Origin of the sequence: Lapidilactobacillus achengensis, assembly GCF_003946655.1 — a bacterium.
Classification (GTDB): domain Bacteria; phylum Bacillota; class Bacilli; order Lactobacillales; family Lactobacillaceae; genus Lapidilactobacillus; species Lapidilactobacillus achengensis.
In genome coordinates, this window is sequence record NZ_RHOV01000011.1 from 1 (window position 1) to 20,218 (window position 20,218).

The window sequence follows — 20,218 nt, forward strand, 5'->3', positions numbered from 1 at the left end:
TTGGGACATCTATACCTACCTCGCTTACCTTTGGTTTAGTCACTTAAAGTATAGCACTAGGAGGCGTAGATGCCTTTTTATGTCATCAAAAAAGTCTAGAACTCCTGGTGTGAAATCATCTTTCAACACCAAAAATTCTAGACCCGGAAGTTCGCAAAATTCTAGACCCAAAAAAAGAGCACAAAAAAAGACAGGCGCCTATGGCCTGTCTTTTCCATTCTTATCGAATGTTATCTTTTTCAAGTATTGGGGGGAGATGAAAAAGAAATTTGTGCTTCAAAATTATTGGGGGGGGAAGTCATTTATTGACTACGCTTATTATAGTAAAGGAAAGCTATGAAGCAATTGTGCCCAATTGATTTCGATTTTTCGAAGCTTGGGCTGCTACTCAGCGGTCAAGTAAATGCGGCGGAGATCACGTAAGTCGTTTTCACTTAAATCCAAGATATTTGTTAAGAAATTGTGAACATTTCCAGAAGTTTCTGCGATATCGTGCTCGGCTTGATCTAAATAACCAGGTTCGACGACCCAGAAAGAGCGGGTATTCTGGATTGAGATCTCGCTCTCGCCTTTATTTCGTAAACTGGTCAAGAATTCATCCAAGTATGTTTTCGTGACGGTGTTGGTCAAGAGATAATCCTCGCGAATCGTCCGTTGATCAACGCCCAAAGCATTCAAGAACAAGTAAGCGCCAATGCCAGTACGGTCCTTGCCCCCAGTACAATGGAACAGTAAGGCTTCATTATCTTTGTCATTGGCCAAAAGTAAGGCAAAGAATTGGCGAAAGGCTTTCTGTGCGTGCGGGTCCGTGATAAGATTATGGTAGACCTTGATCATCTGTTGGTAGCCGGCGTTTGGATCCGCTTTTAGCGTCGCGGCGATTTGGGCGGCGCTTTCGGTACTGCGGGTCTCATCAACGGCAAAGATCGGATTGAAAATATAATCAGCTTGTTGGGGCACCCGATCAGGGCCCTTGTCGACCTCATCGCGCGACCGGAAATCGACATCTTGGCGAACGCCATAAGCAGTTAGTTTCTGTTGGTCGGTCGTGGAAAGATCGCAGAGATGGCCGGCCCGGATCACTTTATGATATTTCAGATGGCGTCCATCTTGAGTGGCATAGCCGCCCAATTCGCGAAAATTGTGCCCGCTTTCAATTTTTAGAAGACGTGTTGTCATTTAATAAACCTCACAATCACTTTATTGGGAACGTCTTAATCATAACAGAGAATCAGTGTCATGCAATTGTTTGTCATTTTTTCGTTTGGATCATCTTTTTGATTATTTTGAGAATGGTAGGTGCACTATGCGAATTTTGATTGCAAATCAGGCTTTGGCCGCGAACGTTTCAGGTGCGGACTGTGGCCAAGTTCTGCAGGAAGTTTTACAACAAGATCATCGGGATCATGAGGTGACCTCATTGCCATTTAATGGGGAGTTGAATCAGGTCATTGCTGGGATGCATGAATGGAATGATGGTGAGCTGGTTGATTTTACCTTCTATGGTCCGACCTGGGGTAGCGCGCAGACCACCTATTTATTGACGGTTTTGCAAGATGAGACCACCGCCTTGATCGATACAACGAGTTTCAGTAACCCTGTTTTGAGTCAAACTTATCAGAATCATGATTTGTTCCACGCGACGAGCTATGGCCTAGGCCAGCTGATCCTGGATGCGGTCACTAATGAGGCTAAGGAGATCGTTTTGATCCTGGGCGAGACGGGGATGATCGATGGTGGTTTGGGAATGTTGCAGGCGTTGGGCGCCGTGATTTCTGACGAGAGCGGGGATCCGATCCCCGTTGGTGAGAATCCGTTGATCAATTTTGGCTCGATCAATTTGGCCAAGACTTCAGAATTATTGGCGAAGGTCCATCTCACCGTTTTGACCAAGGAAACCACGAATTATAGTGGTCATGATGGTGGCATCGTTAAGGCCGGTAAGCAGTTGGGCTTACTGTCGGAACAAGTGGTTCGTCTAGATGTCCGTGCTGGTGCGGTCAATCGCACCTTGCGGACGTTATTCAGTGTTGATTTGAACGAAACGGTGGGGACCGGTGCGGCCGGTGGCGTGGCTGGCGCCTTGTCTTGCTTAGGGGCGACGATCGAGACAGATCCATTCGCGTGGCTGATCCGCGTTTTGGATCTGGACAGAATAATGAGCGGCTTTGATGCTGCTTTGTTAACGGCTGGCGCGGTCAATGATGACTTTGTTGATTCCTTGATCTATCATCTTGCGGAACAATGCGCGTTGGTGCAATTGCCGACGGTACTCATGACATTGAGCCGGAGCTTGCCGGCAGCGCGGACACCGTGGCCAACAGTCAGCTTGCTGGTTTTGCCGACCTTGATTGGGATGCAGGTGCCACAGTCCTTTACGGAGGCTGATCCGGGACAAGTCGAAGTTCGCCAAAGTCTATCGTTTACGACTCAAGAAGTGCTGAAGTTACTGCATGATTAGTTTTGACTATGCTGGGTGGCGAAGATGATATGTCTTGATTCTTGTATTTATCAACGTTTAAGTTTATGATTTTAGTATAGAAGAGAAAGCGGGTGCTAGAAATGTTAGAGCAAGAATATCGTAATATCTTGGTTCCAGTCGATGGTTCGCCTGAAGCAGAGTTAGCCTTTAACAAGGCCAAGCGAGTCGCTCAAGCAAACGGCGCACATTTGGATCTACTGACCGTGCTGGATACAAAACAGTTTGTTGGCAATTATGGTGGCGGCTTAACTGGCGATGCGATCTACCAGATTTCTGAGGACGCGCAAAGCTATCTTGAGAATCTTCGGGCGGCCACGATCGAGCGTGATGGGCTGAAAGATATTGGTATCCATGTCCGTTTTGGAAATCCTAAAGTCGTGATTGCCAAAGATTTTCCCCGGGATCATCATACTGATTTGATTATGATCGGCGCGACTGGTTTAAATGCGGTGGAACGTGTTCTGGTGGGTTCGGTCACTGAATATGTCAATCGTCAGGCACCGTGCGATGTGTTGATCGTTCGGACCGATTTGGAAAACAAGTATCAAGGTCGGCGCCGTAAGAAATAATTCCTGAAGCGTCTCAAATTATTAGTAGCCAAATAATTCTAACCATTGCCCTCATTTCCGTTGACCTCTGTTAAAATAAGGTGAACGGTGAATGGAGGCTTTTTTGATGGCTAATTGTTCTTGGGCGCAGGGGTCACCAGCGCTACAACAGTACCATGATCAGATTTGGGGGAGACCAGAACATTCCGAGCGGTTGCTCTTTGAATGGTTGTGTTTGGAAACCTATCAGGCAGGATTGAGTTGGCAAACGGTGCTAAACAAGCAAGCGGCTTTCGAAGCAGCTTTTTCCGATTTTGAATTGACCAAAGTCGCGGCGCTGACGGACAACGATTTGGAACGCCTGTTGCAAGATCCGACCATTATTCGCAATCGGCTGAAGCTTAGTGCCACGATCAATAACGCGCAGGCAATCTTGAAATTGGACGCAAGCGGCGAGTATGACTCCTTGGCTACTTACTTGTGGCATTTCGTTGATGGTCGACCGATCATCAATCGGCCGCGCCAAGATGCTGATGTGCCTAGCACCTCACCTTTGGCCAAAACGATTGCCAAAGATATGAAACAGCGGGGTTTCAAATTTGTCGGTCCCACTGTGATTTACTCGTGGTTACAGGCAGTTGGGGTGGTGGACGATCATCTCGTCGGCTGTCGCGCCAAAACCGCGAATTAAGGAACCGGCCACGGCTGCCGGTCGTCTAAGGCTGGTTGACTGGCTTCGACGCCGCAGCAACAAGGTCTGACCATTTGTGGAGCGTTTAATGGCTGATCCAAACTGGTCACAGTAGTTACAGATATTTTTATCAAAGTAGCCTATTTTTGGTTGTTCACCTGATAATCATAGTTGATAATTATATATAAAAGACGTATTATTTACTTAGGTTGTATATTTCTTATTACACAATAAATCGGTGGAGGCCTGGCCTCCATTTTTCATATCATCATGCTAATCGTTGATGATGATGCTCGCTGAAATGTTGGGCAAGTACGGTTGCTCAACCCAATCGTGCCGTTGGTTTAAACATTTCGTAAGGAAGGAAAAATGATTGAAATCAGTGGCGTGACGTTGATCGTCATGGAATTGCTTGTTATTTTTGGAACTTTGTTTGTTTTTCAGTTTGTTGGGAATTCGTATTCACGGCGGCATTCAAATGATGCGGTTTGGGTCGGGAAAATGGATTGGCAGTTACGCTTGATTACCACGATTCTTTTCTGTCTCGTTGGGATTATTTTGGTTACCTTTCAGAAATTAACTGCCAGTGATTCACGCATCGCGGTCAATCTAGTGATTGCTTCAATGATTATGGTAATGACCTTTGTCAGCCAGGATGTGATCGTGGCTGTCTTTGATGTGACGGCGTTATATTATTTCGCGCTTCATGGCATTGATCCTAGCACCTTGGCCTATGTGGTCTTTTATGCGGTTTTATTCGGCTTTCTGCTAGGAGTGACGCGCAACACCAAAGTCGGCCCTTGGTGGCGGCTACTGCTCTTTAATCTTTTGGGCGCGCTGTATTGGCTGGCGACCTACGCATTTTACGTCCAAATCATGCATGTGTTGGACATGTCGGTGCGCCAGTTATTCTATTATCTGTTACAAATGATTGTGTTGATTTCGGTACCTTATACGGTTGCGTATTCAATGCAGCTGGATCAATTGACGGTTTTCAAACGGACTCAGGAAGTTTATCTTGATGGCTTGACCCATGTTTATAATTATCACGCCTTTAACTTGAACTTGGAACATGCCTTTCAATTTAGTCAGGAGAATCAGACACCCTTATCAATGATGGTATTGGATTTGGATCATTTCAAGCACATCAATGATACCTATGGTCACTTGGCGGGGAATTATGTCTTGGTTCATTTCTGTGAAGTGGTGCTTGAGCAACTCCCTGTTAGTAGTGAGTATAAACTTTATCGCATTGGCGGCGAAGAATTCGCTCTGATTTTTTCTGAGACAGAGTCTACTCAGGCGCTCGCTTTGGCTAAACAAATCGAGCAGCGTGTACGGGATGCCGAATTTATATATCGCGGTACGGCGATTAGACTGACTTTTTCCGGAGGATTGGCCCAAACCGGAGCGGATGACCTGACCTCACGGCAATTTTATGATCGGGTCGATGGTCTGACTTATCTATCGAAACAAAAAGGCCGTGATCAAATCACTGTGGGACCGCGGTTGATGAACGGGCTTAACGATTGAGTGTTGATCGTATGAATTTCTTTTTGGAGCTGTTGAGATGATTCGAATTAATAGTAATGGGTTCGCGTTTATTGAACTCATGGTCATTTTAGGGATTTTTTTCTTATTTCAATTCGTTAGCAATAGTTACACTTCGCGTCATGCTAACGAGGCAATCTGGGTTGGAAAAATGGATTGGCGTTTGCGGATTTTAGCAACCGCTTTTTTCTCCTCGGTCGGCCTGATCATGTTTATTTTCCAGAAGTATAATGATGCGTCGCCTATGCTGCTGGTTAATCTGAAACTGGTCACCTTGATTCTGGTGATGATGTTCGTGAGTACTGATGTGGTCATCGCGTCGTTCGACATTATTTGTTTGGGTTATTTGATTTTTCGGGGAATCACGGTTAACTCACTCTTCTATATTATGATGTATGCGGCGATTTTTTTTGTGATTTTATTTATCGGAAATACGCCGCACATCAAGCATTGGGTTGTTCGTCTGATTCTGTTCAACTTGGCCGGTCTGCTTTTTTGGGTGGGCTATTATAGCTATAACGTTCTCTACGCTAAAACGTATACGGCAAGCTTATCGACAGTCGTTACCTATATGATTCAAATGGTGGTGTTGATTTCGATTCCTTACATGTTGTCGTATTCAATGCAGCTGAACCAAGAAATGATTTTTAAACGGACCCAGGCAGCGTATATTGATGGTTTGACGCACACCTATAATTACCATGCTTTTAACCTGAATATGGAGCATACTTTCCAGAGAAGTCAAGAGAAGGGCTTGCCACTGGCCATGATGATCATGGATTTGGATCACTTTAAGTGCATTAACGATACTTATGGCCATTTGGCGGGTAACTATGTCCTGATTAATTTCTGTCTCGCGGTGAAACGAGCTTTAAAGTCGAAGCAGGACGCGTCTTTTTATCGAATCGGGGGCGAGGAATTCGCGCTGGTTTTCTCGCAGGTCTCAACCACGGATGCGGAGGCTGCGAGTCAAGCTGTTCTGATGGAAGTTCGTGATACGGTCTTTCAATATAAAGGCAATATTATCGATTTGACCTTTTCAGGTGGGCTGAATTCGACCTTACCCACGGATGAAACTTCAAAGGAGTTTTTTGATCGGGTGGATTTATTAACTTATACTGCTAAACGCCATGGTGGCAATCAAATCGTTAGTGAGGCGACCGATTTGACCATCACCGCTGACGAGAATATGGCGGATAAGATTTCGGCGGCTGATCGCTTGGCTAGCGAGCGGGCTGATTTTCTCAGAGCAGGTTCACAGAACGCTGAAGAAACGAGCTCTAATAATAATTAGGGGTTCCACCACGAACTGGTCTTTCTGATCGTAGTAGATTGAGAGTTCTTGGTATTTAACGTAAGCTTTCATGGAAGGACGCAGAAGGACGCAGCCTCCGAATTCGGTGGTGCGTTTTTTTATTTGGCTTTTAGGTCGATCGGGGAGATTGTCTCTTAGGGCAATCGCTGTGGTTACGGTTGCTCCCGTGCTATACTGGTAGGTAAGTTAGGGGCATAAGGAGGCGTGAGCAATGCAACTGTTTTTAAATTGGTTAGCGAAGAAGAATCGCCATCGCTCAGCGCTTGAGCGGCGGGCCAATTACGGCTTCTTTGCTGGCTTGGTTGGTATTATTTCTAACTTGATTCTCTTTGGGTTGAAAATTGTGATTGGTGTGATTTCGGGTAGTATCGCGATCATCACCGACGCTGTGAACAACTTATCCGATATGTTGTCATCGGTGGTCACGGTGATCGGGTTTAAGATGGCGGAGAAGAAACCCGATCACGACCATCCCTATGGTCACGAACGTTCGGAAACGATCGCAGGGTTCCTGATTTCAATGGTGATTCTGTTTGTTGGCTTGCAGTTCACCACAACGTCGTTTAAGAAAATCTTGGATCCAGTCAGTGTAAGTTATGCGCCGGCGGTTTATGTGGTGCTCGCACTGTCGATCGGTTTGAAGATCTGGCAAGTGCTGTTTTACCGGCGAGTCGGGCAAATCATTGACTCGTTGACCTTAGTTGCCACTGCTAAAGATAGCTTGAATGATGTTTATGCCACCATCGCCGTCCTTGTGTCCGCCGTTATCCAGAATATGACTGGTTGGCAGTTGGATGGGTATGTCGGGTTAGCGGTGGCCATTTATATTTTGATCAGCGCCTTGACCATGATTCGCTCTTTTATCAGCTCGCTCCTAGGTCACCAGCCGGAAGACGCCTTGCTGGCGAAAATGACCACTCTTTTGGACGACTCCGAGGCGATCCTGGGCTATCATGACCTGATGGTGCACCAGTACGGTCCCAATAGTATTTTCGCCACGGTCCATATTGAGTTGGACAGTGGTTGGTCCTTGAACCACGCCCATAAGGTGATCGACAAAATCGAACATGATTTCTGGCATCAGCAACACATTCATATGGTCTGCCATGTGGATCCCATCGATATTCGGAGCCGGAAATCCGCTCAGATCTATGAAGCGGTCCAAGCTGTCATTGGTCATTATCAGTTGGGCTTGCAAACCCACGACTTTCATGTGGAGCGGTTAGTCAACAGCGATCATCTGATCCAGTTTGATGTGATCGTTCCCGATTCTGTCAAGGTTAGCGATGATGAATTGCTGGTGGGCATCAACCACGATCTGCGGAAGATCCTCGGCGATGTTACCGCCGAGATCACCTTTGACCACAATTATGCGATGCATGATCATACCTTGATTTAGCATGTTGATTTAGAACGGTTGAGCCATTTTGGCCGGGGTATGGTTAGAAGTGTGTGTGGTTTGTCAGGTGCGGCGGGGTAGCATCGCGCTACCGCCGTCTGAGGACGTTTGTCAGGGCTGAGGGTTGTTTCTTGCCCGTTAGACAAGTAAAATGAAAAGCGGATAGATATTTTTAGGAGGACGAGAGATGGAACGCGAAGCAATCAAACAATACGCTGATTGGTTACAAACCAATACTAATGAAATCGTGGCGCAAAAAATCAAATTTGAGGCCGACAAGGTTTATCAACTGATCGACACGCTGCATATTTTCGAACAGCCCGTGACGACTTATTTGACCATGTCACAGGAGACCTACTATCGGACGGTTTCCGATCACAAGCTGACCTTACCAGGTGAGCGCGACACCATGAGCAAATTACAGGACCGGGTGCTGGTCAATCACGTTGACGGCGCCTTAGCCGATGGTGAGATCCAGTTTGAATATAATCACGAGGATAGCTATTCCGAAGGCTACTCGCCGCGTAAGGACCTGCAAATCATCGCGTATAGCTTCAAGGTGTTGGGCGCGGTCGTGGCCATCAGCAGCACGGAGCTGGTCCGCCAGAACTTATCGAAGGATGCGGCCATCAGTATCGCGCTAGCGGCCGATGCGTTGACCCAGTGGCAAGCGGCTTAATTGAAAAATGTGCATCAATCAGACGTCCCTGGTAGGGGCGTTTTTTTGTTGCTGGGCTAATGCTCAAAGTCAAACCCGTTGTGTTCCGCACTCTGAAACGTGGTCGGCATTGTTTGCTTTCTGTTCTTGAATCCGTGTTTAATTGCAGGCTTTTGGTGGGTGTTGCGCGTGAGCGCAACCGGCTGGGACTGCTGTTGCGGACTGGAACGTGGTGGGCGTCGTTTGAAGCCAATCCGCAGGCCCAGCGGCTTGTCTTCAAATCGAGCCTTGTCCTAAGCGGCAAAGCCGCCAAGGACAATTTCACCACTGAGCCGCGCAGTCCCAGCCGGTTGCTAGGCAGAATTGCGATTATCAGCAATCGAAGCGAAGGATTTGGCGAAGTGCTTTTGCAAGCTAGAGGTCAACCAATTGCCCACTTTTTGGTGGTACTGTAACACCAACGGATTTGAATTAGGTGGTCGGTATATTTGGGTAGTCTGAACATCTCTATTTGTTTTCGCAACAAACCATGGGTGATGGATCGGTTGTTCTAAATCTTTTGCTTGATTGCAGGTGCGGGGGGTGGATGGGGACGCAACCGCCTCAGGACGTTTGTCGTGGCTGGAAACGTAGCTCCCTGCGCTTAGCTATGTAACTATTCCGGGAGGCATAAACACGCCTCCAAAATAGTTGCTAAGCTAATGCTCAGAAACTGACCAGGTCGGCTCTCACTCTAGATAGAGCCACACGTCCTGAGGCGGTTGCTAGGCAGAATTGAGCCGATCTGCAATTGAAGTTGGGTATCTGACGAAGTGGTTTTGCAAGATTGAGATCAAACAATTGCCCATTTATTGGGTGGTACGGCAATGCCAACTGATTTGGATTAGTAGGTCGGTATATTTCGGATAGAGTCAGTGGCTTTATCTCACCCATTTAAACTGATTTCTGCTGGTAAACGACCGACTCAGCTGATTCATCAAGAACCTGCCCCAGTTCATCAGATAGACTGCACTGGTGTCACCAATTTAAAGATTGTGACCACTAACCACGGTCGTCAATTGCGTGGCTCCCCATCAATTGGCGATAGCTTGCCAATTGGCGTGAGTGCTCAAACGACTGTTATAACGTTGAGCGGCTGGAGTGGAGAAATTCGGGGTGAGATCGCCGTGAAAGTGGTCTTAGTGGCTATGCCACTTAGACCAAGGCTCAGCTTTGAGATTCGCGGGTTTTGCGAAGCTCAAAGTGACGCCCACAGCGAGCTCACCCCGAATTTCGCAGCGCAAGCTGCGGCCAACCTACTTTTGCTAGACAAATGCTCAGGAGCTACTCAGATTGGTTCTGAACTCTGAACAAAAAAAGCTCGTCAGAGGCGTTCTCTGACGAGCGGGGGAAGCATTCAAAATTTAGTCACCGAGATTGTATTCTTCGGCGGCGGCTTGATAGCCAGCGACTTCTTCCTCGGTAGCGAGGACAAAGTGCCCGGGAACGATTTCTTGCAACGAACGAATCTGGCCATCATTCTCGATACTATTGTCATAGTTCTTACGATGACGATTCCGTTCGTAAAACGGATCAGGCAAAGGTACGGCCGAGAGCAAGCTCTTGGTGTACGGATGCAGGGGGTGATTGTAAACCTCATTGGCGGTGGAAAGCTCCATCAAGCGACCATTATGCATAACCGCGATGCGATCACTGATGTATTTAACCATCGACAAATCATGGGCGATAAAGAGATAAGTCAAATTTTGCTCTTTTTGAATGTCGCGCAGCAAGTTGACAACTTGCGCCTGGATCGACACGTCTAAGGCGGAGATCGGCTCATCAGCGATGATAAAGCGTGGTTCCACCGCTAAGGCGCGGGCGATCCCGATCCGTTGCCGTTGTCCACCGGAGAACTCGTGGGGATAGCGGGTGGCGTGATCGTGGCTTAAGCCAACGAGATCCAGCAGTTCGTTGACGCGTGCATCACGCTCTTCGTCGGTTTTGACCAGATGATGGATGTCCAAGCCCTCAGCGATAATGTCCTTAACCTTCATTCGTGGGTTCAGTGAGGCATAAGGATCTTGGAAGATCATTTGCATTTCCCGTCGGAATTGTAACATATCTTTATGCTTGATCTTGCTAATGTCGGTACCGTTGAATTTGATTTCACCGCTGGTTGGATTATACAGCCGGATGATACTGCGGCCGGTGGTGCTTTTGCCGGAGCCGGATTCACCAACAAGCCCGAAAGTTTCACCTTCATAAATATCAAAACTGATATCGTCGATGGCTTTGACTTCATTGCGGCGACCAGCGTTGAAGTATTGTTTGAGATGCTTGACCTCAATCAGCTTCTTGCGCTCGTTAGGTTGCGGATTATTCTGCATCGTCCTTCACGCCTCCTTCGTCATTTTCAGGTTGAGTGATCTTACCTTCAGCGACCAAACGTCGGAATTCTTCCTGGCGCTTTCTAATGGCGACTGGTGGTTCGGTCTTGGGTGCGTCGGGATGAAGGAGCCAAGTTGCCGCATAATGAGTATCAGAGACCTTAAAGAAAGGTGGCATGGCCTGATAGTCGATTTGCATCGCATAAGGATTACGTGGTGCGAACGCGTCACCCCTAGGTGGGTTCAGCAAGTTCGGCGGCGTTCCGGGAATCGCGTATAAACGATCGGAATCAGTATCCAGGGTCGGCATGGAATTCAGCAGCCCCCAAGTGTAAGGATGTTGCGGATTGTAGAAAATCTCGTCAACGGAACCATATTCGATGATCTTGCCGGCGTACATGACCGCGACTCGATCGGCGATCCCAGCAACCACACCCAGGTCATGGGTGATGAAGATGATCGATGTTTCGATCTTGTTTTGTAATTCTTTCATGAGGTCGATGATCTGCGCTTGGATCGTCACGTCCAGAGCGGTCGTGGGTTCGTCAGCGATCAGGATCTCTGGGTAGTTGACAATGGCGATGGCGATGACGATCCGTTGCCGCTGCCCACCAGAGAATTGGTGCGGATAGTCCTTCATCCGATTCTTCGCGTTGGTGATCCCAACCAGTTCCAGTACTTCTTCAGCGCGGGCCATCGCCTTCTTCTTCGACACATTGCCATGGATCAACAGTGGCTCCGCGACTTGTTTGCCGATCGGCATGGTTGGATCCAAAGAGGTCATTGGATCTTGGAAAATCATCGAAATATCATTCCCGCGAATCTTTTCGATCTCACGATTACTTAATTTCAAAATATCGCGGCCCTTGAAATCGATCGAGCCACTGGCGACTTTGGCGTTGTTGGCCAATAAGCCCATGATGCTACGGACTGTGACCGATTTGCCAGAACCGGATTCACCAACGATTGCCAAAGTTTCGCCTTTGTTCAAATGAAAATTGACGTTACGAATAGCTTTCACTGAGCCGGCGAAGGTATCAAAATCTATTTGTAAGTCGTTCACTTCTAGAATCTTTTCCATCTTGTGCCGCTCCTATTCCTGTGTTTTTGGATCAAAAGCATCACGTAAGCCGTCAGCTAACAAGTTGAAAGCAATCATAATGATACTGATGACTGCCGCTGGATACCACATTTGATAAGGCAAGAAGCGGAAGGTCTTTTGCCCATCTGATAATAAGGTACCCAACGAAGCGTTTGGCGCTGGGATCCCGATCCCAATGAAGCTTAAGAAGGCTTCAAAGAAGATTGCCGTGGGAATCGAGAACATCGTCTGGATAATGATCGTTGAGGATAGATTCGGGATCAGATGCTTTAGGGCAATCCGGAAAGGCGATTCGCCCAAAGTTTGCGCTGCCAAAATATATTCTTGGGTTTTCAAGGTCAGCGTTTCTGCCCGGACTAGCCGGGCCATGGTGATCCAGCCAGTGATCCCCATGGCGACGACGATTGAACCTAGTCCTGGTGTGAAGAGTAGCAACATCAAGATCACCACGACCAAGTTCGGGATCGAAGAAATGATTTCAATGATCCGCTGCATGATCGTATCGGTTTTGCCGCCTTTCCACCCGGAAATGATTCCGTATGGCACCCCGATCACCAAGTCGAACAAAGTCGCCAGTAAACCGATCAACAGGGATAAGGCCACCCCTTTCATCAGCCGCGAGAACAAATCACGGCCTAAATAGTCGGTGCCTAAAACATAGTAAGTTCCCTTAGGAACCTTCGCCGCCGCATATTTATCGACGATATTGCCGCCAACATTGGCTTTCCCAGTGAAACCAGGGATGTTACCATTCGCGATTTTCGGTGGTAAGTTCGCGTAGGCGACATGTTGCGCGTTGGGATCGCTAGGCGTCCACCAAATCGAGACGATCGAAATGAAAATAATGATCGCCAACAACCAGAAAGAGAAAACCGCCGCTTTGTTTTTCCGTAGCCGGCGGATCGCGTCTTGGAAGAAGGTCAGGGAAGGCGCAGAAATCTTCTCTTGTTCGTCAACGTTATTGGCCGCGACAGGTTTGAAACTGTCCGCGTTTAGTTTGATATCAGAAGTATTATCAGCCATTAGTTAGAGCCCTCGTTTCCGCTAAGTCTGATTCGTGGGTCGATGAATCCGTAAAGGATATCAACGATCAGGATCACAACAACCAACATGAATGAGTACAACAAGGTCAGTCCCATGATTGTTGGATAGTCATTGGTTGTGATTGATTTGACGAATTGATCGCCGATACCAGGAATCGAGAAGATATTCTCGACGACCATTGAACCAACCATCAGATCGACCGCCATCGGTCCGATGATCGTGATAACAGGAATCAGCGAATTACGTAATGCGTGCTTAGCCACGGTTTGCCAAGGGGTATTCCCCTTAGCCCGCGCTAATTCAATATAATCCGAGTTCAAAACATCGACCATTTCTGTCCGCATGAACCGGGCAGTTGTTGCCAGTGGGGCCATTGACAAAGCAATCGTTGGTAGAATACTCGAACGAAATCCTTCATCCCACAAAGCGATCGGGAAAATTTTGAGCTTGAATGCTAAGTAGAACTGGAGTAAAACGGCGAAAACAAAGTTCGGGATCGAACGTCCCAAAATCGCGAAAAAGGTGGCCAGTGTATCGACCCAAGTATTCTTCCGGATCGCGGCTAACGCGCCCAAAAGAATGCCCAAGACCGTACCCAAAACAATCGCCTGAGCCCCAATTTGCATGGAAGGCCCGATCCGACTAGAAATCAAGAACGACACTGGTTGGTTATTGAATTGGAATGATGTCCCAAAGTTACCTTGGACGATCCCAATCAAATAAATGAAATATTGCTGGTAAACGGGTTTATTCAGCCCATATTGCGCATCCATGATCGCCCGTTGCTCTGCCGTCATTTTTGCTTGGTTCGCGTAAGGCGAGCCCGGCATCAACTTCATTAGGAAGAAAGTTGCCGTCGCAATGATAAACAGGGTCAAGATCATGTACATGATACGTTTGAAAATATATTTCCTCATGTTTTACACTCCCTATATGCCTCAATAAATAAAATGATCGCCGAATCACCTGCTACTTAATTCGCATGTTCCTATCTTACAGTAAAACGATCAAATTGTAAATTGAGTTTTTAATTAATTTCTCATCTAATTTCGGATTGATTGGACGAAGTTGTGCTGTGACAAAGTTTGAATGAGCGCGCCAGACTAAGTGAATAATGAGAACCGCCATTTTGACACCTGATCGGGTGGAAAATAAAGCCCGCGGCGCCAACGCATTGGCCGCCCTTTGGAGTCGCCGCAAAAGTTCATACCTCTTATATAGGTAGAAAGGAAGTCAACTTCGCGTCGCTGGCCGTGCTTGTCAGCGGTGGCGCTGGCGGACGAACTACGCGCCAACTTTTAAAACAAAACCGCAAACTGGCGGTGTCCAGCTTGCGGTTTAGGAGAGGTTTAGGAACTAATTGAGAAGTCAGCTCCTGAAGCAAAAATGCTTTGCTTGTTACTTGCCAGCAATATAGGTGTGTACGAAGTTGTACATATTTGCTGGCGAGTACGCCAAGTTCTTGATCTTTGAGTTGATCAGGTGGCCTTGAGCACGTTGATAAATTGGAACGATCCCTTGTTCTTTCGTCAAGATTTCTTGGGCTTTCAACAGATCTTGGGCACGAGCGTCTTCGTCAGTGACATCAGTGGTTTTGCTAGCTTGGATCAGCTGATCATATTCAGGGCTGTTCCATTTACCATTGTTGTATGAGTTGTCGCTGGTAAACAAGTCGAGGAAGGTGATTGGGTCTGGGAAGTCAGCGCCCCAAGCCGTCATGACGATGTCGAAATCGCCGTTTTCAGAACGGGTCAAGCGGCTCTTGAATGGCACGGTGGAGATCGTCAGCTTCAGACCAGGCAGATTCTTCTCTAACTGGCTTTGGAAATATTCGGCGGATTTCTTAGCGCCTTCAGAATCATCGGTTAGGTATTCCAAGTTCAAGCTTGACACACCGGCTTCTTTCAAGCCTTCTGTCCACAGCTTCTTCGCTTCGGCGGCGTCATACTTCGTTGAGTTGCCGGCGTTTTTTGCGGCTGCTTTCGAGAAGTCAGTGCCGTCTGGCGTTTGGGCCAAATTCTGCGGCGTAAGGTTAGCGGCAGGAATCGAAGAATCACCTAAAACGTTATTCACGAATTCCTTACGATTGATTGCTTTAGAAATAGCTTGACGTACTTTTTCATTCTTGAAGGCGGGCACTTTCTTCTCGTTTAGTTCGAGGTAGAAGACGGTCGCTTGCGCCAATGGCTTGTAACTTGGATCGTTCTTCATTTGTTGCGCGGTTTCGCCGCTGATCGTGACATCATCCATCTTGCCACTTTGGAACAAGTTCAAAGCAGTTGAGCTGTCTTTGACAACTTGGACCTTAACTTCATCCAATTTGACGGCTTTCGCGTTCCAATAGCTCTTATTCCGCACTTCACTCCAACTGTTATTAGTTCCAGTCCACTTAGTCAACTTGAACGGACCGTTGTAGACGACCTTATCAGAAGAAGTGCCGTATTTATCGCCGTACTTCTCAACAACCTCTTGATTTTGTGGGAAGAAGGCTGGGTTAACCACCATGGTCTTGAAATAAGGAATAGCGTGTTCCAATTCGACTACCAGCGTGTGACTATCTTTAGCGCTGACACCCAAGGTGCTGGCTTCCTTCTTGCCGTTCATGATATCGTCGGCGTTTTTGATACCCGAATACAGATAAGCGTATTGTGACTTAGTCGCGGGATCAACGGTTCGCTGCCAAGCGTAGACGAAGTTCTCCGCGGTGACCGCGTCGCCATTGCTCCACTTGGCATCCTTCCGCAATTTGTACGTGTAAGTCTTGCCTTCATTGGTGGGCTCAACGATCTTGGTCGCGATCGCCGGTTCCAACGTGGCACCGTTATAACGATAGAGACCATCCATCGTATCGACCGCTGCCTGTCCGGAAATCGCGTCTGTCATGACTGACGTGTCCATCGTACTGATGACATCGCCTTCCATCCGCGTCAAAACTTGTTTGGCGGCGGAACTACTTGTTGATGAACTACCTGAGCCGGAATTGTTCGATCCACAGGCAGCCAGAATGGTTGCCGCGGCCAGGGCCACGGTTGTTAATTTTGCTAATTTTTGCCACTTCATCATGATTCCTCCTGTAAATAGTGCTGCGAATCTGAGAGAAAGCGAATGATTGTCCAGGTCATTATCATTCTCTCATTTATTTGTTGGACATTAACCTTGCCAAGCCTGATTTATCACGACGAACTAATGTGATTAGGCAATATCATACAACATCGAGATTAAAAAGTAAATAATAAACTTCAAAAATATCTCATTTATCTTTTTATTTACGGTAGAATCACCTGATTATGACGCAAAATAGCAGTTTCTTTCTGAGAAAACAAAAAGAAACCCCGAGCATGACCATACTCGGGATTTCCTTTCAGCATTAAGGAGATATAAATAATTATAAAAATAATTATTTATCAAAAATAAGGAGAAAACGGATAACGAAAGATGTGGTTGAAATCAGCGGTAACGCACACCCTTTTTTTAAGCACTTCAACAAAATGAAATGGGATCTCATTTAAACGTCCAAGGCTTAAAGCGTAATCAGGAAATTGATTACGTGTTTTTATAATACCCCGCTTTGATTAAAAAGTAAATAGCATTTTCATATTTTCTTAATTTTAACAAATGGCTTGGTGGCGCACGTTTGGATAAATGAAGCACCTGAATTCATCCTTTTCACAAAACTAACGAATTCTATTATGAGAAGAAATTAGGTCGCAACATTAATTAGCCATTTGTTACTAGCTGGCACTGCGGTTGATGCGACCACTAGTTTCGTTCCAGTTTTAAATGTGTTCGCCCCCCCTGATCCCTGTAAAATGGATTACCACAACACCATTTACCGGGAAGCTCAGACTATGAGCCGAGAACATCTATGCTTATTCCTGAATCTTGATAGCCAAATCTTCTTTTCTGCTATATCTGGCGAAAACCGACATCTTGGCCTGGCGCCAAATCCTGGCATGGTCGTTAAGACATAAGCACCCTTTAAACTTCGGAGGAACGTCGGTAACTGTTTTCAAAAAAGGCTATAACGTGCTTTAAACTAGATTTTTGGGGGGCTCTTGGTAGCTGGAGGCACTCATTTGCACGACTTCAATAAATTTCCGTCATTTTTTCGTTCAAAAAAACACCGCGGCTTTTTTACCACGGTGCTAACTGGGTCTGTTACATTCGCAGATCTGCTTGAATTGCGATTATTTGGCGATATAGGTGTGGACGAAATTGTATTGGTTTGATGGTGAGTAAGCGACATCTTTGACATTGGGGTTGACCAAGTGAGCTTGGGCAGTCTGATAAACCGGAATGATCCCGGCCTCATCTGTCAGAATGTTCTGGGCTTGCAAGAGATCGTTGAACCGCTTCTTTTCGTCGGTTACATCGGTGGTCTTGCTAGCTTGGATCAATTTGTCGTAGTCTGCGTTGGACCATTTACCATTGTTGCTTTGGTTGCCGGTGGTGAAGAGATCCAGATAAGTGATCGGGTCAGGGAAGTCAGCGCCCCAAAGCGTGATACAAATATCGAAGTCGCCACTTTCAGAGCGCGTTAGCCGCGATTTGAACGGCAATGAGGTGATCTTCATTTTCAGGCCGGGCAGCACACTTTCCAATTGACTTTGGAAGTATTCAGAGGACTTCTTAGCGTTTTCTGAGTCGTCAGTCAAGAAATCAACGTTAAGACTGGTGATCCCGAGCTCCTTCAAGCCTTGCTTCCAAAGCTTTTGGGCTTCTTTCTTGTCGAAAGTTGTTGGGTAGTCATGACCCTTAGTCGCCGCTTTTGCGAAATCGGTCCCGTCAGGCATTTGCGCCAGATTCTGTGGTACAGCTGTGTGGGCCACCAGTGAAGAGTTACCCAGAACTTGGGTGACAAATTCTTTCCGATTGATGGCTTTAGACATGGCCAGCCGAATATTCTTGTTACGGAAAGCGGCCACTTTCTTTTGGTTCAATTCTAAGTAGAACGTTGAGGCTTGCGGTTGCGCCTTGAAGGATGGATCTTGCTTCATTTGCCGCGCGGACTCGCCACTTAAAATGGCGTCGTCCAATTTACCGCTCTGGAAGAGGTTCAAGGCGGTGGAAGGTTCCTTGACGACTTGCACGTCGATCCGGTCTAACTTCACGGCTTTCGCGTTCCAGTAACTCTTGTTTTTGACTTCGCTCCAACTTAAGTTCGTTCCGGTCCATTTAGTCAGCTTGAAAGGACCATTATAAACAACTTTATTATAGGCGGTGCCATATTCGCTGCCATATTTCTTAACGGCTTTTTCGTTTTGTGGGAAAAAGACGGGGTTGGTCAGCAGGCCATCCATGTAAGGAATAGCGTAGTCCAGATCAACCTTTAAGGTGTGGGCATCGACAGCGGTGATCCCTAAGTTCTCAGGCTTCTCGCTACCTTTCATAATGGCGTCCGCGTTCTTGACGCCGGCGAAGAGGTAGGCATACTGTGATTTAGTCGCGGGATCAACGGCCCGTTTCCAACCATAGACAAAATCTTGAGCTTGGACAGGATCGCCGTTGCTCCATTTCGCGTTCTTGCGTAGGTCGAAGGTGTAGGTCTTGCCATCGTTGGTCGGCTTGACCACTTTGGTTGCCACGGCCGGTTCTAGTTTGGCGCCGTTGTAACGATAGAGCCCATCCATCGTGTCAACTAACGCTTGTCCCGAGATCGAATCGGTGACGGCGGCGGAGTCCATGCCGCCGATGACGTCACCCTCCATTCGCGTGAAGACCTGTTCACTCTTGCCCGTACTGCTCTTTTTGCTATTGCCGCCACAAGCGGTCAGCAAAGTTAAGGCCACGAGGGAGGTCAGCCCCACTTTAGCCCAATTTGTTAACTTCATATTTAGTTTCCTCCTTAATGCGATGTAACACTTTGCATTTTACCTGTTTTCGCGGTGTTTGTAAATCGTTGCCGGAACGTTGCGCTTCTCAGATAAAAAGTAGGTTGGCCGCAGCTTGCACTGCGAAATTCGGGGTGAGCTCGTTGTGGGCGTCACTTTGAGCTTCGCAAAACCCGCGAATCTCAAAGCTGAGCCTTGGTCTAAGTGGCATAGCCACTAAGACCAATTTCACGGCGATCTCACCCCGAATTTCTCCGCTCCAGCCGCTCAACGTTATAGCAGCCGTTTGAGCACTCACGCCAGCTGGCAAGCTATGGCCAATTGATGAGGAGCCACGCAATTGACGACCATGGCTAGTGGTCACCAGCTTTAAATTGGTGACACCAGTGCAGTCTGTCAGATGAACTGAGGCAAGTTCTTGATGAATCAAATAAGTCCGGTCGGTTTTCATCAATTAATTGCTAAGGAAACAAGTAGAGATGTTCTGCCTACGTAAAGTGTCCCGACCTCCTAATCTAAATCCGTTGGCATTGCCGTACCACCTCAAAAGTGGGTGATTGTTCTGACCACCGCACTTGCAAAAGCACTTCGTCAGATACACAACTTCGATTGCAGATAGGCTCAATTCTGCCTAGCAACCGCCTCAGGACGTGTGGCTCAGCGGTGAGATTATTCTTAGCGATTTATCGCTTAGAATAAGGCCTGATTTTGAGACAAGCCGCCGGGCTTGCGGATTGGCTCAAAACAGTGCCCACCGCGTTCCAGCCACGACAAACGTCCTGAGGCGGTTGCGTCCCCACCAAACCCACCCACACCTGCAATTAAACACAGGCCAACCGCCAACTCTCGACCAATCTTCACAATCTCTGGACTAATGTTCGGATTGTCAGAACGAGAAAAAGCCGCCGATCTTGACATTATTAAAGCTTAATAAGGACTTAATGCGGCGAATTCGCCTTTTATAACGCCAGTGAATTTTATTTAACATAAAAAATGAATTTTGCGGGAGAGAAAAATAAAAAATAAGTACTCATTATCCTTGCTGTTGTGCTATGATTAGACTATTCATAATCATTTGGAAACAAGCAAAATCGAAAAATTTTAATCAGTACTGTGATTTTTTTCTTGCCAGAGTTGGTCTGCTTCAATTAAGATAAAAAGAGCAGTATTTTTTAGTATCATGGGTCACATATAAATAATGTTCAGGCGCTAGCGAACATTCACTGAT

Annotated in this window: 17 protein-coding genes; 9 read left to right on the plus strand and 8 right to left on the minus strand. The window is 47.0% G+C overall.

The window, feature by feature from the left end; genetic code table 11:
* Nucleotides 1–384: 384 nt before the first annotated feature.
* Entirely contained in the window at nt 385–1,179 is a 795-nt protein-coding gene (locus EKM94_RS07230; protein WP_125599702.1) for a tyrosine-protein phosphatase, read from the minus strand.
* A 127-nt stretch (nt 1,180–1,306) separates the two neighbouring features.
* Here EKM94_RS07230 and EKM94_RS07235 point away from each other — a divergent pair, with 127 nt between their 5' ends.
* The 9 genes from EKM94_RS07235 to EKM94_RS07275 all read left to right on the plus strand — a co-directional run bounded on the left by EKM94_RS07235 (nt 1,307) and on the right by EKM94_RS07275 (nt 9,993).
* Entirely contained in the window at nt 1,307–2,461 is a 1,155-nt protein-coding gene (locus tag EKM94_RS07235) for a glycerate kinase (RefSeq protein WP_125599705.1), read from the plus strand.
* Nucleotides 2,462–2,562: 101 nt separating this feature from the next.
* Nucleotides 2,563–3,051 carry a universal stress protein gene (locus tag EKM94_RS07240; protein ID WP_125599708.1) on the plus strand — a complete coding sequence of 163 codons (489 nt, stop codon included), beginning with the start codon at nt 2,563–2,565 and terminating at the stop codon, nt 3,049–3,051.
* Between the two features lie 106 nt (nt 3,052–3,157).
* On the plus strand, nt 3,158–3,721 hold the full coding sequence (locus EKM94_RS07245; protein WP_125599710.1) for a DNA-3-methyladenine glycosylase I: 564 nt from the start codon (nt 3,158–3,160) through the stop codon (nt 3,719–3,721).
* Nucleotides 3,722–4,090: 369 nt separating this feature from the next.
* The gene (locus tag EKM94_RS07250; RefSeq protein WP_125599713.1) at nt 4,091–5,254 is read left to right on the plus strand and encodes a GGDEF domain-containing protein; all 1,164 of its coding nucleotides are present in this window, start codon (nt 4,091–4,093) and stop codon (nt 5,252–5,254) included.
* A gap of 37 nt (nt 5,255–5,291) precedes the next feature.
* Complete coding sequence (locus EKM94_RS07255; protein WP_125599716.1) at nt 5,292–6,566, plus strand: GGDEF domain-containing protein; 1,275 nt, start codon at nt 5,292–5,294, stop codon at nt 6,564–6,566.
* Between the two features lie 232 nt (nt 6,567–6,798).
* Nucleotides 6,799–7,986 (plus strand): cation diffusion facilitator family transporter, encoded by a 1,188-nt coding sequence (locus tag EKM94_RS07260; protein WP_125599719.1) that lies wholly within the window; start codon nt 6,799–6,801, stop codon nt 7,984–7,986.
* A gap of 187 nt (nt 7,987–8,173) precedes the next feature.
* Nucleotides 8,174–8,665, plus strand: coding sequence for a hypothetical protein (locus EKM94_RS07265; RefSeq protein WP_125599722.1), 492 nt, complete (start codon nt 8,174–8,176; stop codon nt 8,663–8,665).
* A 155-nt stretch (nt 8,666–8,820) separates the two neighbouring features.
* On the plus strand, nt 8,821–9,099 hold the full coding sequence (locus tag EKM94_RS07270) for a hypothetical protein (RefSeq protein WP_125599726.1): 279 nt from the start codon (nt 8,821–8,823) through the stop codon (nt 9,097–9,099).
* A 459-nt stretch (nt 9,100–9,558) separates the two neighbouring features.
* Nucleotides 9,559–9,993, plus strand: coding sequence for a hypothetical protein (locus EKM94_RS07275; RefSeq protein WP_125599729.1), 435 nt, complete (start codon nt 9,559–9,561; stop codon nt 9,991–9,993).
* A 54-nt stretch (nt 9,994–10,047) separates the two neighbouring features.
* On the opposite strand, the gene EKM94_RS07280 is transcribed toward EKM94_RS07275, so the two are convergent.
* The 7 genes from EKM94_RS07280 to EKM94_RS07310 all read right to left on the minus strand — a co-directional run bounded on the left by EKM94_RS07280 (nt 10,048) and on the right by EKM94_RS07310 (nt 19,441).
* The gene (locus EKM94_RS07280) at nt 10,048–11,013 is read right to left on the minus strand and encodes an ABC transporter ATP-binding protein (protein WP_125599732.1); all 966 of its coding nucleotides are present in this window, start codon (nt 11,011–11,013) and stop codon (nt 10,048–10,050) included.
* Nucleotides 11,003–12,094, minus strand: coding sequence for an ABC transporter ATP-binding protein (locus EKM94_RS07285; RefSeq protein ID WP_125599735.1), 1,092 nt, complete (start codon nt 12,092–12,094; stop codon nt 11,003–11,005). The genes EKM94_RS07280 and EKM94_RS07285 overlap by 11 nt, the downstream gene beginning before the upstream one ends.
* Before the next feature lie 12 nt (nt 12,095–12,106).
* Nucleotides 12,107–13,138, minus strand: coding sequence for an ABC transporter permease (locus EKM94_RS07290; protein WP_125599738.1), 1,032 nt, complete (start codon nt 13,136–13,138; stop codon nt 12,107–12,109).
* A complete protein-coding gene (gene opp3b / locus EKM94_RS07295; RefSeq protein ID WP_125599741.1) occupies nt 13,138–14,076 on the minus strand; it encodes an oligopeptide ABC transporter permease in 939 nt (312 codons plus the stop codon). The genes EKM94_RS07290 and opp3b overlap by 1 nt, the downstream gene beginning before the upstream one ends.
* A gap of 481 nt (nt 14,077–14,557) precedes the next feature.
* Entirely contained in the window at nt 14,558–16,219 is a 1,662-nt protein-coding gene (locus EKM94_RS07300; protein ID WP_125599742.1) for a peptide ABC transporter substrate-binding protein, read from the minus strand.
* Between the two features lie 1,127 nt (nt 16,220–17,346).
* A complete protein-coding gene (locus EKM94_RS07305) occupies nt 17,347–18,990 on the minus strand; it encodes a peptide ABC transporter substrate-binding protein (protein WP_125599745.1) in 1,644 nt (547 codons plus the stop codon).
* Between the two features lie 88 nt (nt 18,991–19,078).
* Entirely contained in the window at nt 19,079–19,441 is a 363-nt protein-coding gene (locus EKM94_RS07310; protein ID WP_125599748.1) for a hypothetical protein, read from the minus strand.
* Nucleotides 19,442–20,218: the final 777 nt, after the last annotated feature.